We start from the raw sequence: 17,406 nt of genomic DNA on the forward strand, positions 1-17,406 counted from the left end.
TAGTAGTATCATTACCCCTTCCACCCTTCTTGCTTGTCCTTTTTACCATTTTTATGTAACACTAATAAAAATATGTAGGAGAAAATAAACATATTTTATGTTAATATTGTAAATAGGTGTCGAATCTAGTAATCTATAAGTCTGAGAGTATTTTTAAAAACATTCATTATTGTGTATATTTAAGGAGAGGTGAACATCGGGATGTCCTCGCGCATTGAGCGTAGAAAAAACATAGATCAACAAATACGAACGTCAAAAAGAAGAAGAAAAAAAAGTCCGTTTAAAATCGGTCTTATTCTATTAACATTTTTTATAGCTATGATTGGTTACGGAGTTTTCCAATATTATACAGCCTATATTTCCGCCTCCAATGATAATGATTTGCCAAGCACAAGTAAAAAGAATAATGAAGATGAATCTACCTTTAAAGGAGTAAAAGATTTAGAAAAAATAAATGTACTACTCCTTGGTGTAGACTCCCTGTCTTCAGAAGGACGGACTGATACAATCATGATAGCACAGTATGACCCAGAAACAGGTTCTGCTAAACTTGCATCAGTCATGAGAGATACTTATGTTTCAATCCCAGGATATAAAGATAATAAAATAAACCAAGCCTACGCCTATGGTGGGGCCGAATTAGTACGCAAAACTTTAAAAGAAAACTTTGATATAGATGTCCAATATTATGCTATCGTAAATTTTGATGGTTTTTCCAATGTTGTCGATGTATTATCACCAAATGGTGTAGATATTGACGTTGAAAAGAGAATGAAATACACAGATCGTGCAGGTGGTCTATATATTAACTTCCAACCTGGTTTACAAAAGCTTAACGGGAAGGAATTATTGGAGTATGCCCGCTTCCGTCATGATGCTGAAAGTGACTTCGGAAGGGTTCGTAGACAGCAGCAGGTTATTTCGGCTGTGAAAGATGAATTGATTAGCATTAACGGATTAACCAAATTACCTAAAATGATGGGAACCATTATCCCTTACATTGATACAAATATCGGTTCTAAAAAGATTCTAGCGTTAGGAACAAACTTTTTAATGAATCCAAAAGAGATCGAAACGATTCGTATACCTGTTGACGGCTCATTTGAAAACAAGAGCTATTCCCATGCAGGCTCAGTTTTAGCTATTGACCGCAAAGAAAACAAACAAGCTTTAAAGGACTTTTTCTCTTCTACACAACCACAGGTTGTTTCAGACGATGAAGTCAGCATGAGTGAAATTGCAGCAGATGTGCATTAAATAGAAAAGCGCAAGCGCCTTGCTCATCGCCTAGCAAACTGGAGGAGTCCTGAAGTTTGATAGGCGCTGGAGCTAGACAATGATATACCTTCTTTACATTTTAAAAGCCACCCATTCGGGTGGCTTTTATTATTCGTATTTTTTGAAGACTAATGAAACGTTATGTCCGCCAAATCCTAGTGAGCTACTTAATACAGCGTTTACTGTCTGTTTTCTAGCCTGATTTGGAACATAGTCTAGGTCACATTCAGGATCTGGAGTTTCAAGATTCATGGTCGGAGGAATGATTCCATCGGTAATTGCTTTTACTGAAAAGATAGCTTCAACAGCACCAGCAGCTCCTAATAAGTGACCTGTCACCGACTTAGTTGAGCTTACTGCTAATTTATAAGCATGTTCACCGAATACCTCTTTAATTGCCATTGTTTCATATTTATCATTATAGTCAGTACTTGTACCATGGGCATTAATATAATTAATATCTTCCGGCTGCAAACCTGCATCCTGTAATGCCTGTTTCATCGCTCTTGCTCCGCCTTCACCACCTGGTGCCGGTGCAGTAATGTGGTAGGCATCACCAGTTGCTCCGTACCCAACAAGTTCAGCGTAAATCTTTGCGCCGCGGGCTAATGCTGTTTCTAATGATTCAAGAACGACTATGCCTGCTCCTTCTCCCATAACAAATCCATCACGATTTAAATCAAATGGACGACTTGCCGTTTTAGGGTCCGGATTTGTAGATAAAGCTTTTGCCATACAGAAACCAGCAAATGACATATTCGTAATTGGGGCTTCCGTTCCACCTGTGATCATAACGTCGGCATCCCCACGCTGTATGACCTTAAATGCATCACCGATTGAATTAGCACCAGAAGCACATGCAGTTGTTGTACATGCATTAATACCCTTTGCACCTAAGGCAATGGATACTTGCCCTGCAGCCATATCTGCAATCATCATTGGTACATAAAAAGGACTTACACGGCGGTACCCTTTTTCCAAGAAGTTTTTATGTTGTTCTTCATGGGTTTCCATTCCACCAATACCAGAGCCAATCCAAACCCCAACTCTTTCAGCATTCTCATCGGTAATTTCTAAATTAGCATCTTTAACAGCCATAAAAGCCGCTGCAAGTGCATATTGAGTGAAACGGTCCATTCTTCTTGCTTCTTTTTTATCCATAAAATCTTCAGGATTGAAGTTTTTCAGTTCAGCTGCTACTTTAGCAGGGAATAATTCTTTATCCACCCGTGTAACTTCATTGACGCCTGAGACTCCGTTGATTACATTGTTCCAAGTCGTATCTACATCAAGACCACATGGTGTAACCGCACCGAGTCCTGTTATTACAACTCGTCTTTTTTCCATAAACGCATGACACCTTTCATATTGAAATGTACAATTTATTATAATTCTATCATTGCTTACGAATTCCTGCTAAATTATTTGCCCCATCTCAAAGCAATAGCTCCCCAAGTTAAACCGCCGCCAAAACCGACCATAACAATGATATCATCATCTTTTATTTTTCCATTTTCAATTTCCTCAACTAATGCAATCGGAATAGAGGATGATGATGTATTGCCATATTTGTCTACTGTTTTTGACATTTTTTCTTCTGGTAGCTCTAGCCTTTGTCTAGATGCTTCCATAATTCGAATATTAGCTTGGTGTGGAACTAAAAAATCAACATCTTCCTTCGTTAAACCAGCTTTTTCGATTACATTGACAGCTGATTCACCCATTTGACGGACTGCAAATTTAAAGACTTCACGGCCATTCATAATAATGTACTCATCCTGATAAAGATGCTTTGCCCCAACGCCATCTGCACCTAACTCAAATGAAAGAATTCCTCTTCCTTCTGATACCGGCGCTATAACAGCCGCAGCAGCTCCATCACCGAACAATACTGCTGTATTGCGGTCAGTCCAATCGGTAATTTTTGAAAGCTTTTCAACACCAATTACAAGCACATTTTTGTATGTTCCTGTTTGAATAAATTGCTGAGCTGTTACCATCGCATACATGAAGCCAGCACATGCAGCTCCAATATCCATTGCTGCCGCTTTTTTCGCACCTAGCTTTTCTTGAACTAAGCATGAAACGGATGGGAAAGGAGAGTCAGGTGTAACGGTAGCCGTAATGATTAAATCGATATCCTCTGCCGTAATTCCAGCATTCGCGATTGCTTTTTCAGCAGCAAAAAAAGCCATATGTGAAGTATTGATTGTATCGTCAGCAATCCTTCTTTCTTTAATTCCTGTTCTTGTTTGAATCCACTCATCTGAAGTATCCATAATCTTCTCTAAGTCTGCATTTGTAACAATTTTCTCAGGAAGATAACGTCCAATACCAATTATACCAGCATTCATTAACAAAACCCCTTTGCATTCTCAAAATTTATGATCATGGTATATGATCAAATATTATGACTTGGTACTAATTTTATAACACTTACTAGTTCTTGTCTATAAAAAGAAATGTACAAAAGAGGTCGACTGTTAGGTCCACCCCTTCAAACAAACTTTTTACTCGGCTTTAGCTTCCGATGCTCCAAGCTCATACGCATCGTTCATGACCTTTAATAGGACATCGAGCATTGGCTGCATCATATCCATATTTACTTCCATCCCTTTTTCCTTAAGCATCATTTGTGCCTCAGGTAAATACTTCATCGCAATTTGCATAAATTTAAAATTTTTTTCTTGATCCATCATCTTTACCCCTTCATCTCATTATTTTCTACCGGGAAACTCCCCAGTTAATTTGTATAATTCAACAGCTTTATTAACTTCAACCTTCAGTTCATCAGGAACTTCCGGGCTAAAGTCTCCTAAAGAAATAACATCATCTCCAAAATCAAAGGTTTTAATTCCATGCTGAAACTTGCCGGCAATATATTGAGTGGCAATCAGTTTGTAAAGCCCTTCGACATGTTGAACCGTACTAGTTAGAACCGTTGATTCACCTAGATCTAATTGATCAGAGACATAACCAATTGCATAATGCCCGTCCTCTTTTACAGCTTCAATTACCGGAAGATTAAAGGAATCACCGGCAGGATAAAACACATCAACACCTGTCTTTTCCATTTCACTGTAGGCTTTTAAAGCTTTTTCCTTATTGCTCCAGCTCTTCGTATAATGAACATCAACAACCACATTCGGGTCTTGATATTCAGCTCCCTTAACAAACCCCTCAACCTCTGGCTGCCAATTAAAAGCTGAAATGACACCAATATGTTTTGTTTTACTCATTTCTGCTGCAACCATTCCACCAAAAAATCCCATTGCATGAGATTCAAATTTAATACTCGTCACATTTTCAGCTGTAAAGTTTCCGTTAAAATATACAAAATCCATATCAGGATAGTCGTTATGTAATTCTTCGAAAAAAGGACCATACTCACCCCCATGTCCGAATACAAGGTTAACGCCTTCCTCTTCAAATTCATCCAACGCTTCCTTTACTTCCATTCTCGTTTTCATACTTTCTTTATAATAAACATCAGCCTTTAATGCAGATTGTATCAATAATAGGCCTTTATACCCTTTATTCCCCCATATTGGTTCATTGATTGTATCCGGTAAAAGTAATCCTATCTTTGTTGTTGAAAGATTGGTAGCTGGTTGTCCACAAGCAGTGACTAATAGTATAAATGTTGCCAAAATTAAAAGAAGCTTTTTCAAAACAAGCCCCTCCCTATTATATCCATTTCATCTATGTATCCAACATTTCTATTTTACCCAACAGATACAAAGATGTAAAAGGATTTTAAATTAATCCTAATCCTTTTAGTTTTTGTAGATACTTATAATGCTCCTTTTGTCGTCTGATTCCTTCTTCTAGAGTTGTTTGTAAATGCCTATGATAGACTTCCTGATCCTTCACATTCTTTACCTCAAGTTCACTTGACTCCTGTTTCGGATTTGAAGTTCCTTTAATAAGATTTACCCCTTCTTGCCACTGATTTTTTCTATTGCTGTTAATTTTTATTATTTTATTGACATCTAAATCTGCTGGTAATTCTAATAAAATTTCTACTAAGTCTTCAACAAAAATAGCATCCTCTCTAATTGGATCGATCGAAGGTGAATCCTTTCCCATAATTAATTGTTGAAACGTCATCGAATCAGGCTGCCACGGACCATAGACTGTAGGAAGCTGCACAATATGAAAAAAAAAGTTTTTGTTCAGTTTACTGTAATTTTCAATTTCATATTCTTCTTCCATTTTCATTTGACCTATTGGGTTACGTTGATTTAAGCTTTCGTAGGATGAAAGATAAACAAATTTACACATAATTTCATTGCAATAGTCCATTACCTTCGTAAGAATATCTTTCATTTTTGTCATTTTTTTATTTATATTGTTTTTATTAATATCTGAGTCATGTAAGCAATAATATAGGACATCACAACTCTCGGCCACTTCTTTTAAAATAAGATTTTCAACTGGATTATTAATATATATTAAATTACTATTCCTAGCAATTTCCAACAGCTTTTGCTCTTTAAGTTGGTCATGTTTTTCAGAAAAATGATCAATCCCAATAACTTCAAACTCTTCCTCCAAAAGACGTTTAGAAAGGGAAAAGCCGATAAATCCTAGTGAACCAATTACCATCGCTTTCTTCATGAAAAGCCCTCCAAGTCTATTTTACTTAATAACTATGCCGGACTGCTAATTTTAGAATAAAAAAAGAAAAGGACAGAACTTTGTCCGCCCTTCTCATAAAACCTGCTCATATCTTTTTAGGTAAGAAATAATGTTTGAAGTAATATGAAATCTTTTTTCAAATAAATGTATCGAAAGTTCTATTGGTGCTCCTTCTTGCTCACGGATTTTCTCAAAACTTCGGCTATGATCAGAAAATGAATATAGGACCCGATTTGTAGAGTGCCAAATTTTCACCGGAGTTTTAGATGTAAAATTACAAAGATCAAAATTGTTGATTATTTCTGATTCAACATATTTTTCTTCAATCTTATAAGAAAAGGCTAATTCTTTCAGTAATCTTTTATAAAATAATTTATTATTTTTTTCGGTATTTATAAAAGCTTTAAGATCTAGGCAAGGACTTAACATTGAGACAGATCGAAGTGATGGTTCCATTTCATTCATTAGTCTTAATGCAGTCAGAGCACCCATGCCCTCAGCGATTACGTGAATTTTGTCATTTAGAATTTCTCTACGGATTACTAAATGATAAAGCTGTTTTAACAGATGAACTGACTTTGGACTCCCCCAATGTCTGCCAAATAAATTAGAATAAAAAATCGTGTAACCTTTTTCCCTTAAATTTTCAAGCATTTGAAATCGTTCTGGATTTTGAATCCACAAGCTTGTCGTTTTGTCCACATAATGATTCTGATCACCGATAATTAAGATAGCAAAGCCATTGGGGCGTTCAGGAAGGTGAATTACGTTCCATTGATCATTAATTTTAAAAAAATGTTGATCGAGATTCATTGTTTTCCCCGCCTCTTTACTCTTGTACATACACTTCTAATGTATGACATAATTTAAAAAAAGCAAAGGTTATTTACCTATATTTTTAACTTAATATATGGTAAAATTAATTTCAAACGTGCTTAAAATCGAGGTGAATAAGTAATGCGTATATTTTGGACTGTATTCTGGACATTTTTATTAAGCCAAATGCTTGTATATGTAGTAAGCAGTATGACGGGTGGTACATATAATTTCATGCAAGGTGTTTTCCTTTGCGCAGTATTTTCAATTATCGTTATTTTCCTTGGTGAAGCAGGCGTACCAAACGAACCACAAGAACATCACTAAAAGGAAGAGGCTGAATCACGGATTCAGCCTCTTTTTATTCTATTCGGTGACCTTTATCTTTAAGTCGCCGTTTTCAACATCAATGACAACATTGGAACCGTCTATTATATTACCTGCAATAATTTCCCTAGCTACTTTTGTTTCAATAAAACGTTGAATAAAACGTTTCAATGGTCGTGCGCCGTATACTGGGTCAAAGCCTTCATTAGCAATAAACAATTTAGTTTCCTCCGTTAGCGACAATTTAATTTGACGATCCTGAAGGCGTGCTTGTAATTCATTAACAAGTTTACCGACAATACCAGAGATTTCTTTTACAGTTAAAGGCTTAAACAAAATCGTATCATCTACCCGGTTTAAGAATTCAGGACGGAAATGGTGGCGCAGTTGAGCCAATACTTTTTCACGAACTGGCTCCTGAATTTGTCCACTATCGGTTAATCCTTCTAGTAAATGGGCAGATCCAATATTCGATGTCATGATAATGACTGTATTTTTAAAATCAACTACACGACCTTTTGAATCCGTAATCCTACCGTCATCAAGCATTTGCAGAAGGATATTGAATACTTCTGGATGGGCTTTTTCAATTTCATCTAATAAAATAACGGAATACGGTTTTCTTCTAACGGCTTCTGTTAATTGTCCCCCTTCTTCGTAGCCAACATATCCTGGAGGGGCCCCAATCAATCTTGATACAGCGTGCTTTTCCATATATTCGGACATATCGATCCGAATCATATGCTCTTCACTATCAAACAAGCTTTCTGCCAGTGCTTTGGCTAGCTCCGTTTTACCAACCCCTGTCGGTCCTAGAAAAATGAAAGAACCGATTGGACGGTTAGGGTCTTTCACACCTGCACGAGCCCTAATGACAGCATCCGCAACAAGCTGTACAGCCTCATCCTGGCCGATAACCCGTTCATGGAGTATTTGATCCAAACGAAGAAGTTTTTCACGCTCTCCTTCCACCAGTCTCGATACTGGAATCCCTGTCCAACGGCCGACAATCTCTGCGACTTCCTCTTCTGTTACTTCTTCCCGAAGAAGTCGGCCTTCTTTTTCTGACATCATTAATTGTTGTTCTTTTTCTTTTAATTGCTTTTCAAGTGCAGGGATTTTTCCATGTCTTAGCTCTGCCGCTTTATTTAAATCATACTTTGCTTCCGCATCTTCAAGTGAACGTCTTAATGCTTCGAGCTGTTCCCTTAACTGTTGAATCATTTGTAGCTCTTTTTTCTCTTCATCCCATTTCGCTTTCATCACATGGGCAGTTTCTTTGAAATTTGCTAATTCTTTTCTTAAAGCCTCTAACCGCTCTTGGCTTGCTTGATCCTTTTCTTTACTTAGGGCGGCTTCCTCGATTTCCAACTGCATGATCTTACGTGTCACTTCATCTAATTCAGAAGGCATCGAATCAATTTCTGTTCGAATCGTTGCACATGCTTCATCAATCAGATCAATAGCTTTATCAGGCAAAAATCGTTCCGTAATATAACGGTCTGACAGCACAGCTGCTGTTACAAGGGCACGGTCATGGATGTTAACCCCATGGTGAATTTCAAATCTTTCTTTTAATCCTCGTAAGATTGAAATCGTATCTTCAACTGTTGGTTCTTCTACAAGCACCTGTTGAAATCTTCTTTCAAGCGCGGGATCCTTTTCAATATATTTTCGATGTTCATCCAATGTCGTGGCACCAATACAGTGCAGTTCCCCACGAGCAAGCATTGGCTTTAACATATTGCCGGCATCCATCGCACCTTCTGATTTACCAGCTCCTACAATTGTATGAAGCTCATCGATAAATAATAAAATTCTGCCATTGCTCTTTTTAACCTCATTTAAGACTGCCTTTAATCGTTCTTCAAATTCACCACGATATTTGGCGCCAGCTACAAGGGAGCTCATATCTAATGAAAAAATCGTTTTATCCTTTAATCCTTCGGGTACGTCTTTGCGAACGATCCTTTGCGCAAGGCCTTCAACTATTGCTGTTTTACCTACCCCCGGCTCCCCAATTAGGACTGGGTTATTTTTTGTCTTCCTTGATAAAATCCGAATAACCCGTCTTATTTCAGCATCACGGCCAATGACTGGGTCGATTTTTCCCTTTTTAACATCTTCAACTAAGTCACGTCCATATTTTTTAAGAACATCGTAAGTGACTTCCGGAGTCGGACTTGTTACCCGTTGATTTCCTCGTACCTCCGTAAGCACCTTTAATAAGGAAGCACGATCAAAGCCGATTTGTTGAAAGATTTTTGCTATTTCTGTCGTTTGTTTTTCGTCAGTCATAGCCAATATTAAATGTTCAACAGAAATATACTCATCTTTCAAGCGGCTCGCTTCATCTTCAGCACGGACTAATAATGACTGCAATCTTTGTGTAATATAAACAGCACCTGATTCAACTCCTGAACCAGATACCTTTGGCAGCTTATTTAAAGCTTCCTCGACTAATTTTTGGACGGTTCCCGGGTTAATATTTAATTTTTGTAAAATGCTAGTAGTGATCCCATCCTCTTGGGTAAGGAGTGAAGAAAATACATGTTCAACGTCTACTTGCTGGTGTCCTTTTCTCACAGCCAACGACTGGGAGTTGACTAAGGCTTCTTGTGTTTTCTCAGTCATTTTATTCATATCCATATTAATCCCTCTCACCTTTCGAATAATTTGACCAACTTTGACCTATTTATATTATAGGGCATTTTCAGTGAAAAATTCAACTAAATAAGCGATTTAACAAAAAAAATCCGCCCTATGAACTTCAGGCGGATAGTGTTTCTTATTTAAACTTACTCTTATACGTCCAGACACGGTTATGGTTTGAATTCTCTGGGAAACGCTCCCCGACTTCAAGCCTTATTGATTGCGGTTTTTGGACCATTGATCCAGTTTCACCGATTTCAACATAAATTCCATTATTCGGTGCTTTCTGACCGGCGCGAAATTGACGTGGTTGCCCCATTATAAAAACCTCCTTGAATTTAAGGTTCACTACTATTATGTCCGGTTTCTTTAAACTCATTAATGGATAAAGGTGGAGAAAATACAAAAAGGACTTCTCAACTAATTGAGAAAGCCCTTCGTATAAAACATTATTTATTAAGCAACCCTAAAATTAACGCTTTTTGTACATGAAGTCGGTTGCCGGCCTCTTGAACTACAACAGAATGTGGGCCATCAATAATATCAGCTGTTACTTCTTCACCGCGATGTGCAGGTAAACAATGCATAAAGGAATAATCATCCTTAGCATATTGCATTAATTTAGCATTCACTTGGTATGGTTGTAAAGTCTGTATTCTTTCAGCAGCCTCGTCTTCAAAGCCCATACTTGTCCAAACATCAGTATAGATGAAATCAGCGCCTTTAACAGCTTCAATTGGATCATTGACTACTTCGATCGTTGCACCCGTTTCCTCAGCAAACTTTTTGGCAATCTCAACAACTTCAGCTTTTGGTTGATAGGCATCAGGACAAGCGACGATGCAATCCACGCCAACTTTAGCGGAGCCTATCATTAACGAGTGTGCTACATTATTGCCATCGCCAACATATACAAGCTTTTGCCCTTTTAAGCTTCCTTTAATTTCATAAATTGTCATTAAGTCTGCTAAGGCCTGACATGGATGATAATCATCTGTTAGGGCATTAATAACAGGGATCGTTGCATGTTTTGCTAATTCAACAACACGTTCATGCTCAAAAGTACGAATCATAATAATATCGATGTACTCAGACAGAACTTGTGCCGTATCGGAAATAGGCTCTCCTCTTCCCAACTGTGTATCTTTACTGCTTAAGAAGATGGAATGGCCGCCTAATTGAGTCATTCCTGCTTCGAAGGAAACACGAGTACGGGTTGATGATTTTTCAAAAATCATTCCCATCGTTTTTCCTTTTAATACGTCTAAGTGTTGACCTGCTTTGTGCAGCTTTTTTAACTCAATGGCTGTTTTAATTATATCTACGATTTCGTCTTGGGTTAAATCAATTAATGTTAACAAATCATCTACGTGCAATTTCGGTGCTGCAATCATTGTTGTGCTCATTTAAACCACTTCCTTCTCAATATTTTTTTTCGTTAGCCAATCTTGAATCGAATTAACACTAAAGCTACTTTCTCTAATACCTAGTAAAAATCCTTCTACTGTTTCCCATTCTGTAAAAACATGGAGACGATATTTTAACGCTAGTTGACGTTTTTCAATTTCTTGTTCCGTTTTCTTTTTAGATAAACTAATTAATGCTAATGCTTTGGGATTTTGCACCCATTTTTCATAATCTTTATTTTTTGCAACTGTTAAGCCTGCTTTATTAATTAAGCTGCTAATAGCTTCGATAAAATCGTTGTCTAAGTCACTGTCATCAATGAAGATTTCATTTTTATTGTGCGCTTTTTGTTCATTCCAGTGGAATACTTTATAAAATGCCTCTTGCTTTGTTTCGGCAATCGCAATCCCTTCGCCGGTTGATTTCATTTCCGGGCCTAATACCGGATCTAAGCCGGCAAGCTTGATCGTTGAGAATACAGGATACTTAATCGTGATATAAGGACGATCAGGTAAAAGACCTTTTTGGTCTGTAATATCAGTTAAATATTTCCCAAGCAATAATTTTGTCGCAATTTGTATTGCAGGTACGCCTGTTACCTTACTTAAGATTGGCACCGTTCTACTTGCACGCGGATTTACCTCTAACACATAAACCTTTGCCTCAGAAAGGACAAATTGAATATTCATGATGCCTTTAAAATTCAGTTCCTTCGCAATTCGCTTTGAATACTCAGCCATTAGCCCTTTTTCATGATCCGAAATTGATATGGAAGGTAAAATCGCTGTACTATCTCCTGAATGGACGCCAGCCTTTTCGACATGCTCAATGATGGTAGGTATTAAAATTTCTTCTCCGTCCGTTAGGACATCCACTTCGGCTTCTTTGCCAGCAACATAAGCATCTAAAAGAATTGGGAATACTTGTTCAGTTTGACCTGTTATTAATTGATCTAATTCCTGTTCATTCTTAAGAATAATCATCCCTTTACCGCCAATTACATAGGATGGTCTTAAAAGGATCGGGAATCCAATCAACGCAGCCTTTTCTTTTAAATCATCTATATTTTCGGCAATTTCACCTGGTATATGTGGAACATCCACTTTACGTAAAAGCTGATAAAAACGATCACGATCTTCCAGTTGATCAATTATATCTTCACTCGTTCCAAGAAGGTTTACACCGGCTTGTTCCAACTGAGAAACTAGATTAATGGCGGTCTGTCCGCCAAATTGAACGATTACATCGTTAGTGCCTTCCACTTCAAGCACATTTAGGACATCCTCCAGTGTTAATGGTTCAAAATATAAGCGGTCTGCCATTTCATAGTCTGTGCTGACAGTTTCTGGATTATTATTAATCATAATTGTTTCATAGCCTTCTTCTTGGAGGGCTAAAACACCGTGAACAGAACTGTAATCAAATTCTATGCCTTGACCAATACGAATTGGTCCGGAGCCGATAATACATACTTTTTTCTTGTCGCTTTGTTCAACCTCGCACTCACCGAAATAGCTTGAATAATAGTATGGCGTGTTAGCTTCAAATTCAGCCGCACATGTATCTACCATTTTATAAGCTGCAAAAATGTTAAAACCTTTTCTTAAATCACGAATGTCTGCTTCAGAAACATTCCAAGCTGTTGCCAAATACGAATCTGAGAATCCATATTTTTTTACTTTTTTCATAAACTCTTCTGTTACTTTATCAACTGTATAAGAATCAATTTCCTGCTCCATTTGAATTAAACGCTTAAATGCGCTTAAGAAAAATGAATTAATTTTTGTTTCTTGTTCAATACTTTTTATATCTATGCCTCTTCTAATTAACTCTAAAATAGCGAAGAAGCGGCGATCATCTGCGTTTTTAACAATCGACATAAGCACTTCTTCGTTTAGCTTTTCGATCGATGCATGCTTTAAACCAACAGTGCCTAATTCTAATGAACGGACCCCTTTTTGTAACGCACTTTCTAAATTCCGATCAATTGCCATTACTTCTCCGGTTGCCTTCATTTGCGTCCCCAACACCCGATTTGCAGCTGGGAATTTGTCAAACGGCCAGCAAGGAAATTTAATGACAACATAGTCTAAGGCTGGTTCGAAGCTGGCATAGGTATGTCCTGTAACAGGGTTTAATAACTCATCTAATGTGTAACCGAGGCTTAATTTCGCAGCGATACGGGCAATTGGATATCCGGTTGCTTTGGAAGCAAGCGCTGAAGAACGGCTTACACGAGGATTTACTTCAATTAAGTAATAATCTTTACTTACCGGGTCTAATGCGAATTGAATATTGCATCCGCCGATTATCCCTAATGCACGAATGATTTTAACAGATGCTGCACGCAGCATTTGAAACTCAACATCTGTTAATGTCTGTGATGGAGCAACAACAATTGAATCACCTGTATGGATTCCAACTGGGTCGATATTTTCCATATTACAAATCGTGATACATGTATCACTTGAATCGCGCATAACCTCATATTCTATTTCCTTAAAGCCGGCAATGCTTTTTTCAATTAAACATTGTGTAATTGGACTGGCATCAAGGCCGCTTCTAACAAGATCGATGAAAGCGTCATGATCATTGGCAATCCCGCCTCCAAAGCCTCCCAATGTATAAGCTGGCCTTACGATAATTGGAAAACCAACCTTTTCAGCAAAATGAAGGGCTGATTCAATATCTTCGACGATTTCACTTTCAGGAACAGGTTCATTAAGTTCGTGCATAAGCTCACGGAAGGCCTCACGGTCCTCCCCTTTTTTAATGGACTCAATCGGAGTTCCTAATAGTTTTACACCGTATTTTTCTAATACACCTTTTTCATGAAGAGAAAAAGCTAGGTTTAAGCCTGTTTGACCACCGAGTGTCGCTAATATGCCATCCGGTTTTTCTTTAACAACTATTTTCTCAATGCTCTCCACTGTAAGAGGTTCGAAATAAACAGCATCGGCGTTTGCTTCATCTGTCATGATGGTTGCAGGATTGTTATTCACGAGAATCACTCGGCAACCTTCCTCTTTTAAAGCTAAACACGCCTGTGTACCTGCATAGTCAAACTCTGCTGCCTGCCCGATTACAATGGGACCTGATCCGATTACTAGTACTGTCTGGATGTCATTTGATTTAGGCATAAACTTTTTCTCTCCTTACACTATTCATCAAGCTAACAAAATCTGTAAATAACCAAGAACTGTCGCTCGGTCCCGGATGTGCCTCTGGATGGAATTGAACTGAGATAATTGGCAGACTCTCATGAGTCATCCCTTCCACTGACTTATCATTTACATTTAAATATGTTGCTGAAAAACCGGTTCCTGTTAAACTGCTGTCATCAACAATAAATGTGTGATTTTGTGATGTCATAAACACTTTTTTCTTTACTAAATCTATAACAGGCTGATTCGCTCCACGATGACCAAACTTCAATTTTTTGGTATTAGCCCCAAATGCAAGGCCAAGTAATTGGTGTCCTAAGCAAATGGCTAATATTGGATATTTTAAAGCTAACTTTTTAATAACAGGTAAATAGAATGTCAGTTGCATTGGATCTCCAGGTCCATTTGACAACATGATTCCATCCGGTTTTAAGGATTTAATTGTTTCATATGAAGTATTGTATGGAACAACAGTTACTTTACAACCAACATGGCTAAGAGAAGTAACAATTGATTTTTTATAACCGAAATCGATCAATACAACATGATATAAGCCAGTGCCATACGTTTCAATTTTTGTCGTTGAAACTCCATTAGTTAACATTTTCTCTTCAATTGGAGTATAGTGATCAAGAGTTGCCTGCTCTGGGTCCACGACCATCTGCCCACCCATTACACCTGTTGTACGAATCCTTTTTACAACAGCTCTTGTATCAACATTTGCTAACAGAGGGATATTCCACTTTTGTAAATACGCACTAAACGTACTAACTGCCTCATAATGATGACTTTCTAAACTACATTCACTGACAATAACCCCAGAAACGTGTGGAATCACGCTTTCAAAGTCAATTTCATTTATCCCATAATTTCCGATTAACGGATAAGTAAATACAACGATTTGTCCTTTAAAGGAAGGATCTGTTAAGACCTCTTGATAACCAGTCATTCCAGTGAAAAATACTACCTCACCTTCAAGCGGTTCAGCTGGTATTTGACCAACCCAGTTCCCTTCGAATTGATCCCCTTTTTCCAAAACTAGATAACCTTTCAAACTTCCGCACCCCCCATGGCGTATATTTATTACATACAAGGTATTTTTATTCATTATTAGCGAAAAAATATGCAGCCTTAGATTGGAAGGCTACTATATTTTGTAAGTGTATTCTTTAGTATTTGAACAGCCTCGTCTATTTCTTCATAAGAGACAGTTAATGGTGGTAATAATCTGATAACCTTTGGACCTGCAACTAATACAAGTAAACCTTGCTTATGAATTTCTGCTATAATCGGTCCCACTTCTTGATCACATTGTATACCAAGCAATAAGCCTTTCCCTTTAACATCCTTCACAAACGGAATGTCAGCTAATTGCTCTTTTAACTGTTTTTTTAAATATTCACCTTTTTCGCTTACTGATTGCAAAAATGCCGGTTGAAAGATTTCATCTAATGTAGCCTTGGCTGCAGCCATTGCAAGTGGGGTTCCACCAAATGTAGAGCCATGTGTTCCTGGGCTAAATGTATCCTTCAAATGTGCCTTTCCGATCATTGCACCTACTGGGAATCCACTTCCAAGACCTTTTGCAGTTGTAATGATATCCGGTGAAAGACCAGCATGTTGATAAGCAAATGCCTTTCCTGTTCTGCCAATCCCTGTTTGCACCTCATCTATAATAAATAGAGCACCAAACTTTTGACATAGCTCCTCACACTTTTTCAAAAATGCTTCATTAGCAGCATTTACTCCGCCCTCGCCTTGAATGACTTCAAGCATGATTGCCGCCACATCTTCACCCATTTCAGCTTCAATTGCTTTTTCATCATTGTACGGTAAATAAACAAATTCCTCTAACAGCGTGCCAAATCCTGAATGGATTTTTTCTTGTCCTGTCGCACACATCGTCGCAAATGTTCTGCCATGAAAAGATTGTACAAAAGTAATAATTTTATTTCTTCTTGTATGCTTTCTAGCCATTTTGATTGCTGCTTCATTTGCCTCAGCACCACTATTACAGAAGAATACATAGTCACCGCATGAATTTTCTGTGAGTAGAGCTGCTACTTTTTCCTGATGGCTTGCTTGAAACAGATTGGATACATGCCAAACTTTATTTAACTGCTCCTCTATAGCTTTTTGCACTTTAGGCGGTCTATGTCCTAAATTACATACTGCAATTCCAGTAACGAAGTCTAAGTATTCTTTTCCGTTGCTATCTTTAACTTTAGTACCCTGACCTTCTACTATTTCAATTTCCCAACGACCGTAGTTTGGAAATAATGCTCCCATTTTTTTCACCTACTATTTTAGAATGTTGGAACATTTTCTTTTACAATTTTTGTCCCAATAATTTGTCCGTCATTAACAATTTTGGTATCTTTTCCATTTACAATGATTACTTCCTGCAGGTCCCCAGTCAAGGAATCAATCGCCGCTTTAACTTTCGGGATCATACCTCCGTAAATGGTTCCATCTTCTATTAACAATTCAATTTCTTTAGGAGTTATTTGCTCAATGATTTGACCTTCTTTAAGGATACCTGGAACATCCGTTACAAATAGAAGCTGTTCCGCTCCAATTGCCTTTGCTACAGCACCAGCTGCAGTATCTGCATTAATATTATATCTTTGGTCCTCATCATCAACACCAATCGGTGCAATTACTGGAACAAATCCAATTGCCATTAACTCTAAAACAAAATCTCCATTAACTTTTTCTATTTCACCTACATAGCCAAGCTGTTCGAAATTGATTGGTTTTGCTTTCAAAAGCTGACCGTCCACACCAGCTAAACCTATCGTTTTGACTCCAGTTTTTTGAAGCTTTCCAACGATCGTTGTGTTTACCTTTCCTGCTAATACCATTTCAACAACTTCCATAACCTCTGCCGTTGTTTTTCTTAATCCATCAACGAATACGGATTCTATATTTAAGGAGTTCAGGATCTGACCAATCGCAGGTCCTCCTCCATGCACTATGATCGGCTTTTTTCCCAACTTTACTAAATCTGCAATACTTTCAAAAAAGTCATTGCTCAACTGTTCGAGTGTACTTCCCCCACATTTTATTAAAACAATATCGTTCAAGATTTGTTCTTCCTTCCCCGATTTAATCCACGCCT

At 37.7% G+C, this 17,406-nt stretch carries 15 protein-coding genes; 2 read left to right on the forward strand and 13 right to left on the reverse strand.

What is annotated here, in order from left to right:
- Nucleotides 1–201: 201 nt before the first annotated feature.
- Entirely contained in the window at nt 202–1,257 is a 1,056-nt protein-coding gene (locus P9E47_RS02695; RefSeq protein WP_004431831.1) for an LCP family protein, read from the forward strand.
- Nucleotides 1,258–1,386: 129 nt separating this feature from the next.
- Here the strand turns inward: P9E47_RS02695 and fabF are convergent, their stop codons facing one another.
- The 6 genes from fabF to P9E47_RS02725 form a co-directional block, all read right to left on the reverse strand.
- A complete protein-coding gene (fabF, locus tag P9E47_RS02700) occupies nt 1,387–2,625 on the reverse strand; it encodes a beta-ketoacyl-ACP synthase II (protein ID WP_004431830.1) in 1,239 nt (412 codons plus the stop codon).
- 74 nt (nt 2,626–2,699) lie between these two features.
- Nucleotides 2,700–3,632: a beta-ketoacyl-ACP synthase III gene (locus P9E47_RS02705; RefSeq protein WP_004431828.1), complete on the reverse strand. Its 933-nt coding sequence runs from the start codon at nt 3,630–3,632 to the stop codon at nt 2,700–2,702.
- A 156-nt stretch (nt 3,633–3,788) separates the two neighbouring features.
- Complete coding sequence (locus tag P9E47_RS02710) at nt 3,789–3,974, reverse strand: ComZ family protein (protein ID WP_004431826.1); 186 nt, start codon at nt 3,972–3,974, stop codon at nt 3,789–3,791.
- Nucleotides 3,975–3,995: 21 nt separating this feature from the next.
- A complete protein-coding gene (locus P9E47_RS02715) occupies nt 3,996–4,949 on the reverse strand; it encodes a BMP family ABC transporter substrate-binding protein (protein WP_004431824.1) in 954 nt (317 codons plus the stop codon).
- Nucleotides 4,950–5,034: 85 nt separating this feature from the next.
- Complete coding sequence (locus P9E47_RS02720; protein ID WP_326162555.1) at nt 5,035–5,898, reverse strand: NAD-dependent epimerase/dehydratase family protein; 864 nt, start codon at nt 5,896–5,898, stop codon at nt 5,035–5,037.
- A gap of 93 nt (nt 5,899–5,991) precedes the next feature.
- Nucleotides 5,992–6,732, reverse strand: coding sequence for an alpha/beta hydrolase (locus P9E47_RS02725; protein ID WP_004431821.1), 741 nt, complete (start codon nt 6,730–6,732; stop codon nt 5,992–5,994).
- A gap of 144 nt (nt 6,733–6,876) precedes the next feature.
- Between P9E47_RS02725 and P9E47_RS02730 the strand changes: the two genes are divergently transcribed.
- The gene (locus tag P9E47_RS02730) at nt 6,877–7,062 is read left to right on the forward strand and encodes a YjzD family protein (RefSeq protein WP_004431817.1); all 186 of its coding nucleotides are present in this window, start codon (nt 6,877–6,879) and stop codon (nt 7,060–7,062) included.
- A 39-nt stretch (nt 7,063–7,101) separates the two neighbouring features.
- Here the strand turns inward: P9E47_RS02730 and clpB are convergent, their stop codons facing one another.
- The 7 genes from clpB to argB all read right to left on the reverse strand — a co-directional run bounded on the left by clpB (nt 7,102) and on the right by argB (nt 17,371).
- Nucleotides 7,102–9,711 carry an ATP-dependent chaperone ClpB gene (gene clpB / locus P9E47_RS02735; protein ID WP_326162556.1) on the reverse strand — a complete coding sequence of 870 codons (2,610 nt, stop codon included), beginning with the start codon at nt 9,709–9,711 and terminating at the stop codon, nt 7,102–7,104.
- A 139-nt stretch (nt 9,712–9,850) separates the two neighbouring features.
- Nucleotides 9,851–10,033, reverse strand: a complete 183-nt coding sequence (locus P9E47_RS02740) for a YjzC family protein (protein WP_004431810.1) — start codon at nt 10,031–10,033, stop codon at nt 9,851–9,853.
- A 130-nt stretch (nt 10,034–10,163) separates the two neighbouring features.
- Complete coding sequence (argF, locus tag P9E47_RS02745) at nt 10,164–11,120, reverse strand: ornithine carbamoyltransferase (RefSeq protein WP_004431808.1); 957 nt, start codon at nt 11,118–11,120, stop codon at nt 10,164–10,166.
- A complete protein-coding gene (locus P9E47_RS02750; protein ID WP_326162558.1) occupies nt 11,121–14,261 on the reverse strand; it encodes a carbamoyl phosphate synthase large subunit in 3,141 nt (1,046 codons plus the stop codon).
- Nucleotides 14,254–15,339, reverse strand: a complete 1,086-nt coding sequence (locus P9E47_RS02755) for a carbamoyl phosphate synthase small subunit (protein ID WP_326162559.1) — start codon at nt 15,337–15,339, stop codon at nt 14,254–14,256. Before P9E47_RS02755 ends, P9E47_RS02750 begins: the two co-directional genes overlap by 8 nt.
- 77 nt (nt 15,340–15,416) lie before the next feature.
- Nucleotides 15,417–16,574 (reverse strand): acetylornithine transaminase, encoded by a 1,158-nt coding sequence (locus P9E47_RS02760; protein ID WP_004431801.1) that lies wholly within the window; start codon nt 16,572–16,574, stop codon nt 15,417–15,419.
- 17 nt (nt 16,575–16,591) lie between these two features.
- On the reverse strand, nt 16,592–17,371 hold the full coding sequence (gene argB / locus P9E47_RS02765) for an acetylglutamate kinase (RefSeq protein ID WP_004431799.1): 780 nt from the start codon (nt 17,369–17,371) through the stop codon (nt 16,592–16,594).
- Between the last annotated feature and the right edge of the window lie 35 nt (nt 17,372–17,406).

The sequence above is a fragment of the Schinkia azotoformans genome (assembly GCF_035811335.1).
GTDB lineage: Bacteria > Bacillota > Bacilli > Bacillales > Bacillaceae_J > Schinkia > Schinkia azotoformans.

Excerpts from the sequence above, each read along its gene's own strand:
- P9E47_RS02695 (WP_004431831.1), top strand. The coding sequence starts at position 202 with ATGTCCTCGCGCATTGAGCGTAGAAAAAACATAGATCAACAAATACGA.
- fabF (WP_004431830.1), bottom strand. The coding sequence starts at position 2,625 with ATGGAAAAAAGACGAGTTGTAATAACAGGACTCGGTGCGGTTACACCA.
- P9E47_RS02705 (WP_004431828.1), bottom strand. The coding sequence starts at position 3,632 with ATGAATGCTGGTATAATTGGTATTGGACGTTATCTTCCTGAGAAAATT.
- P9E47_RS02710 (WP_004431826.1), bottom strand. The coding sequence starts at position 3,974 with ATGGATCAAGAAAAAAATTTTAAATTTATGCAAATTGCGATGAAGTAT.
- P9E47_RS02720 (WP_326162555.1), bottom strand. The coding sequence starts at position 5,898 with ATGAAGAAAGCGATGGTAATTGGTTCACTAGGATTTATCGGCTTTTCC.
- P9E47_RS02725 (WP_004431821.1), bottom strand. The coding sequence starts at position 6,732 with ATGAATCTCGATCAACATTTTTTTAAAATTAATGATCAATGGAACGTA.
- P9E47_RS02730 (WP_004431817.1), top strand. The coding sequence starts at position 6,877 with ATGCGTATATTTTGGACTGTATTCTGGACATTTTTATTAAGCCAAATG.
- clpB (WP_326162556.1), bottom strand. The coding sequence starts at position 9,711 with ATGGATATGAATAAAATGACTGAGAAAACACAAGAAGCCTTAGTCAAC.
- P9E47_RS02740 (WP_004431810.1), bottom strand. The coding sequence starts at position 10,033 with ATGGGGCAACCACGTCAATTTCGCGCCGGTCAGAAAGCACCGAATAAT.
- argF (WP_004431808.1), bottom strand. The coding sequence starts at position 11,120 with ATGAGCACAACAATGATTGCAGCACCGAAATTGCACGTAGATGATTTG.
- P9E47_RS02750 (WP_326162558.1), bottom strand. The coding sequence starts at position 14,261 with ATGCCTAAATCAAATGACATCCAGACAGTACTAGTAATCGGATCAGGT.
- P9E47_RS02760 (WP_004431801.1), bottom strand. The coding sequence starts at position 16,574 with ATGGGAGCATTATTTCCAAACTACGGTCGTTGGGAAATTGAAATAGTA.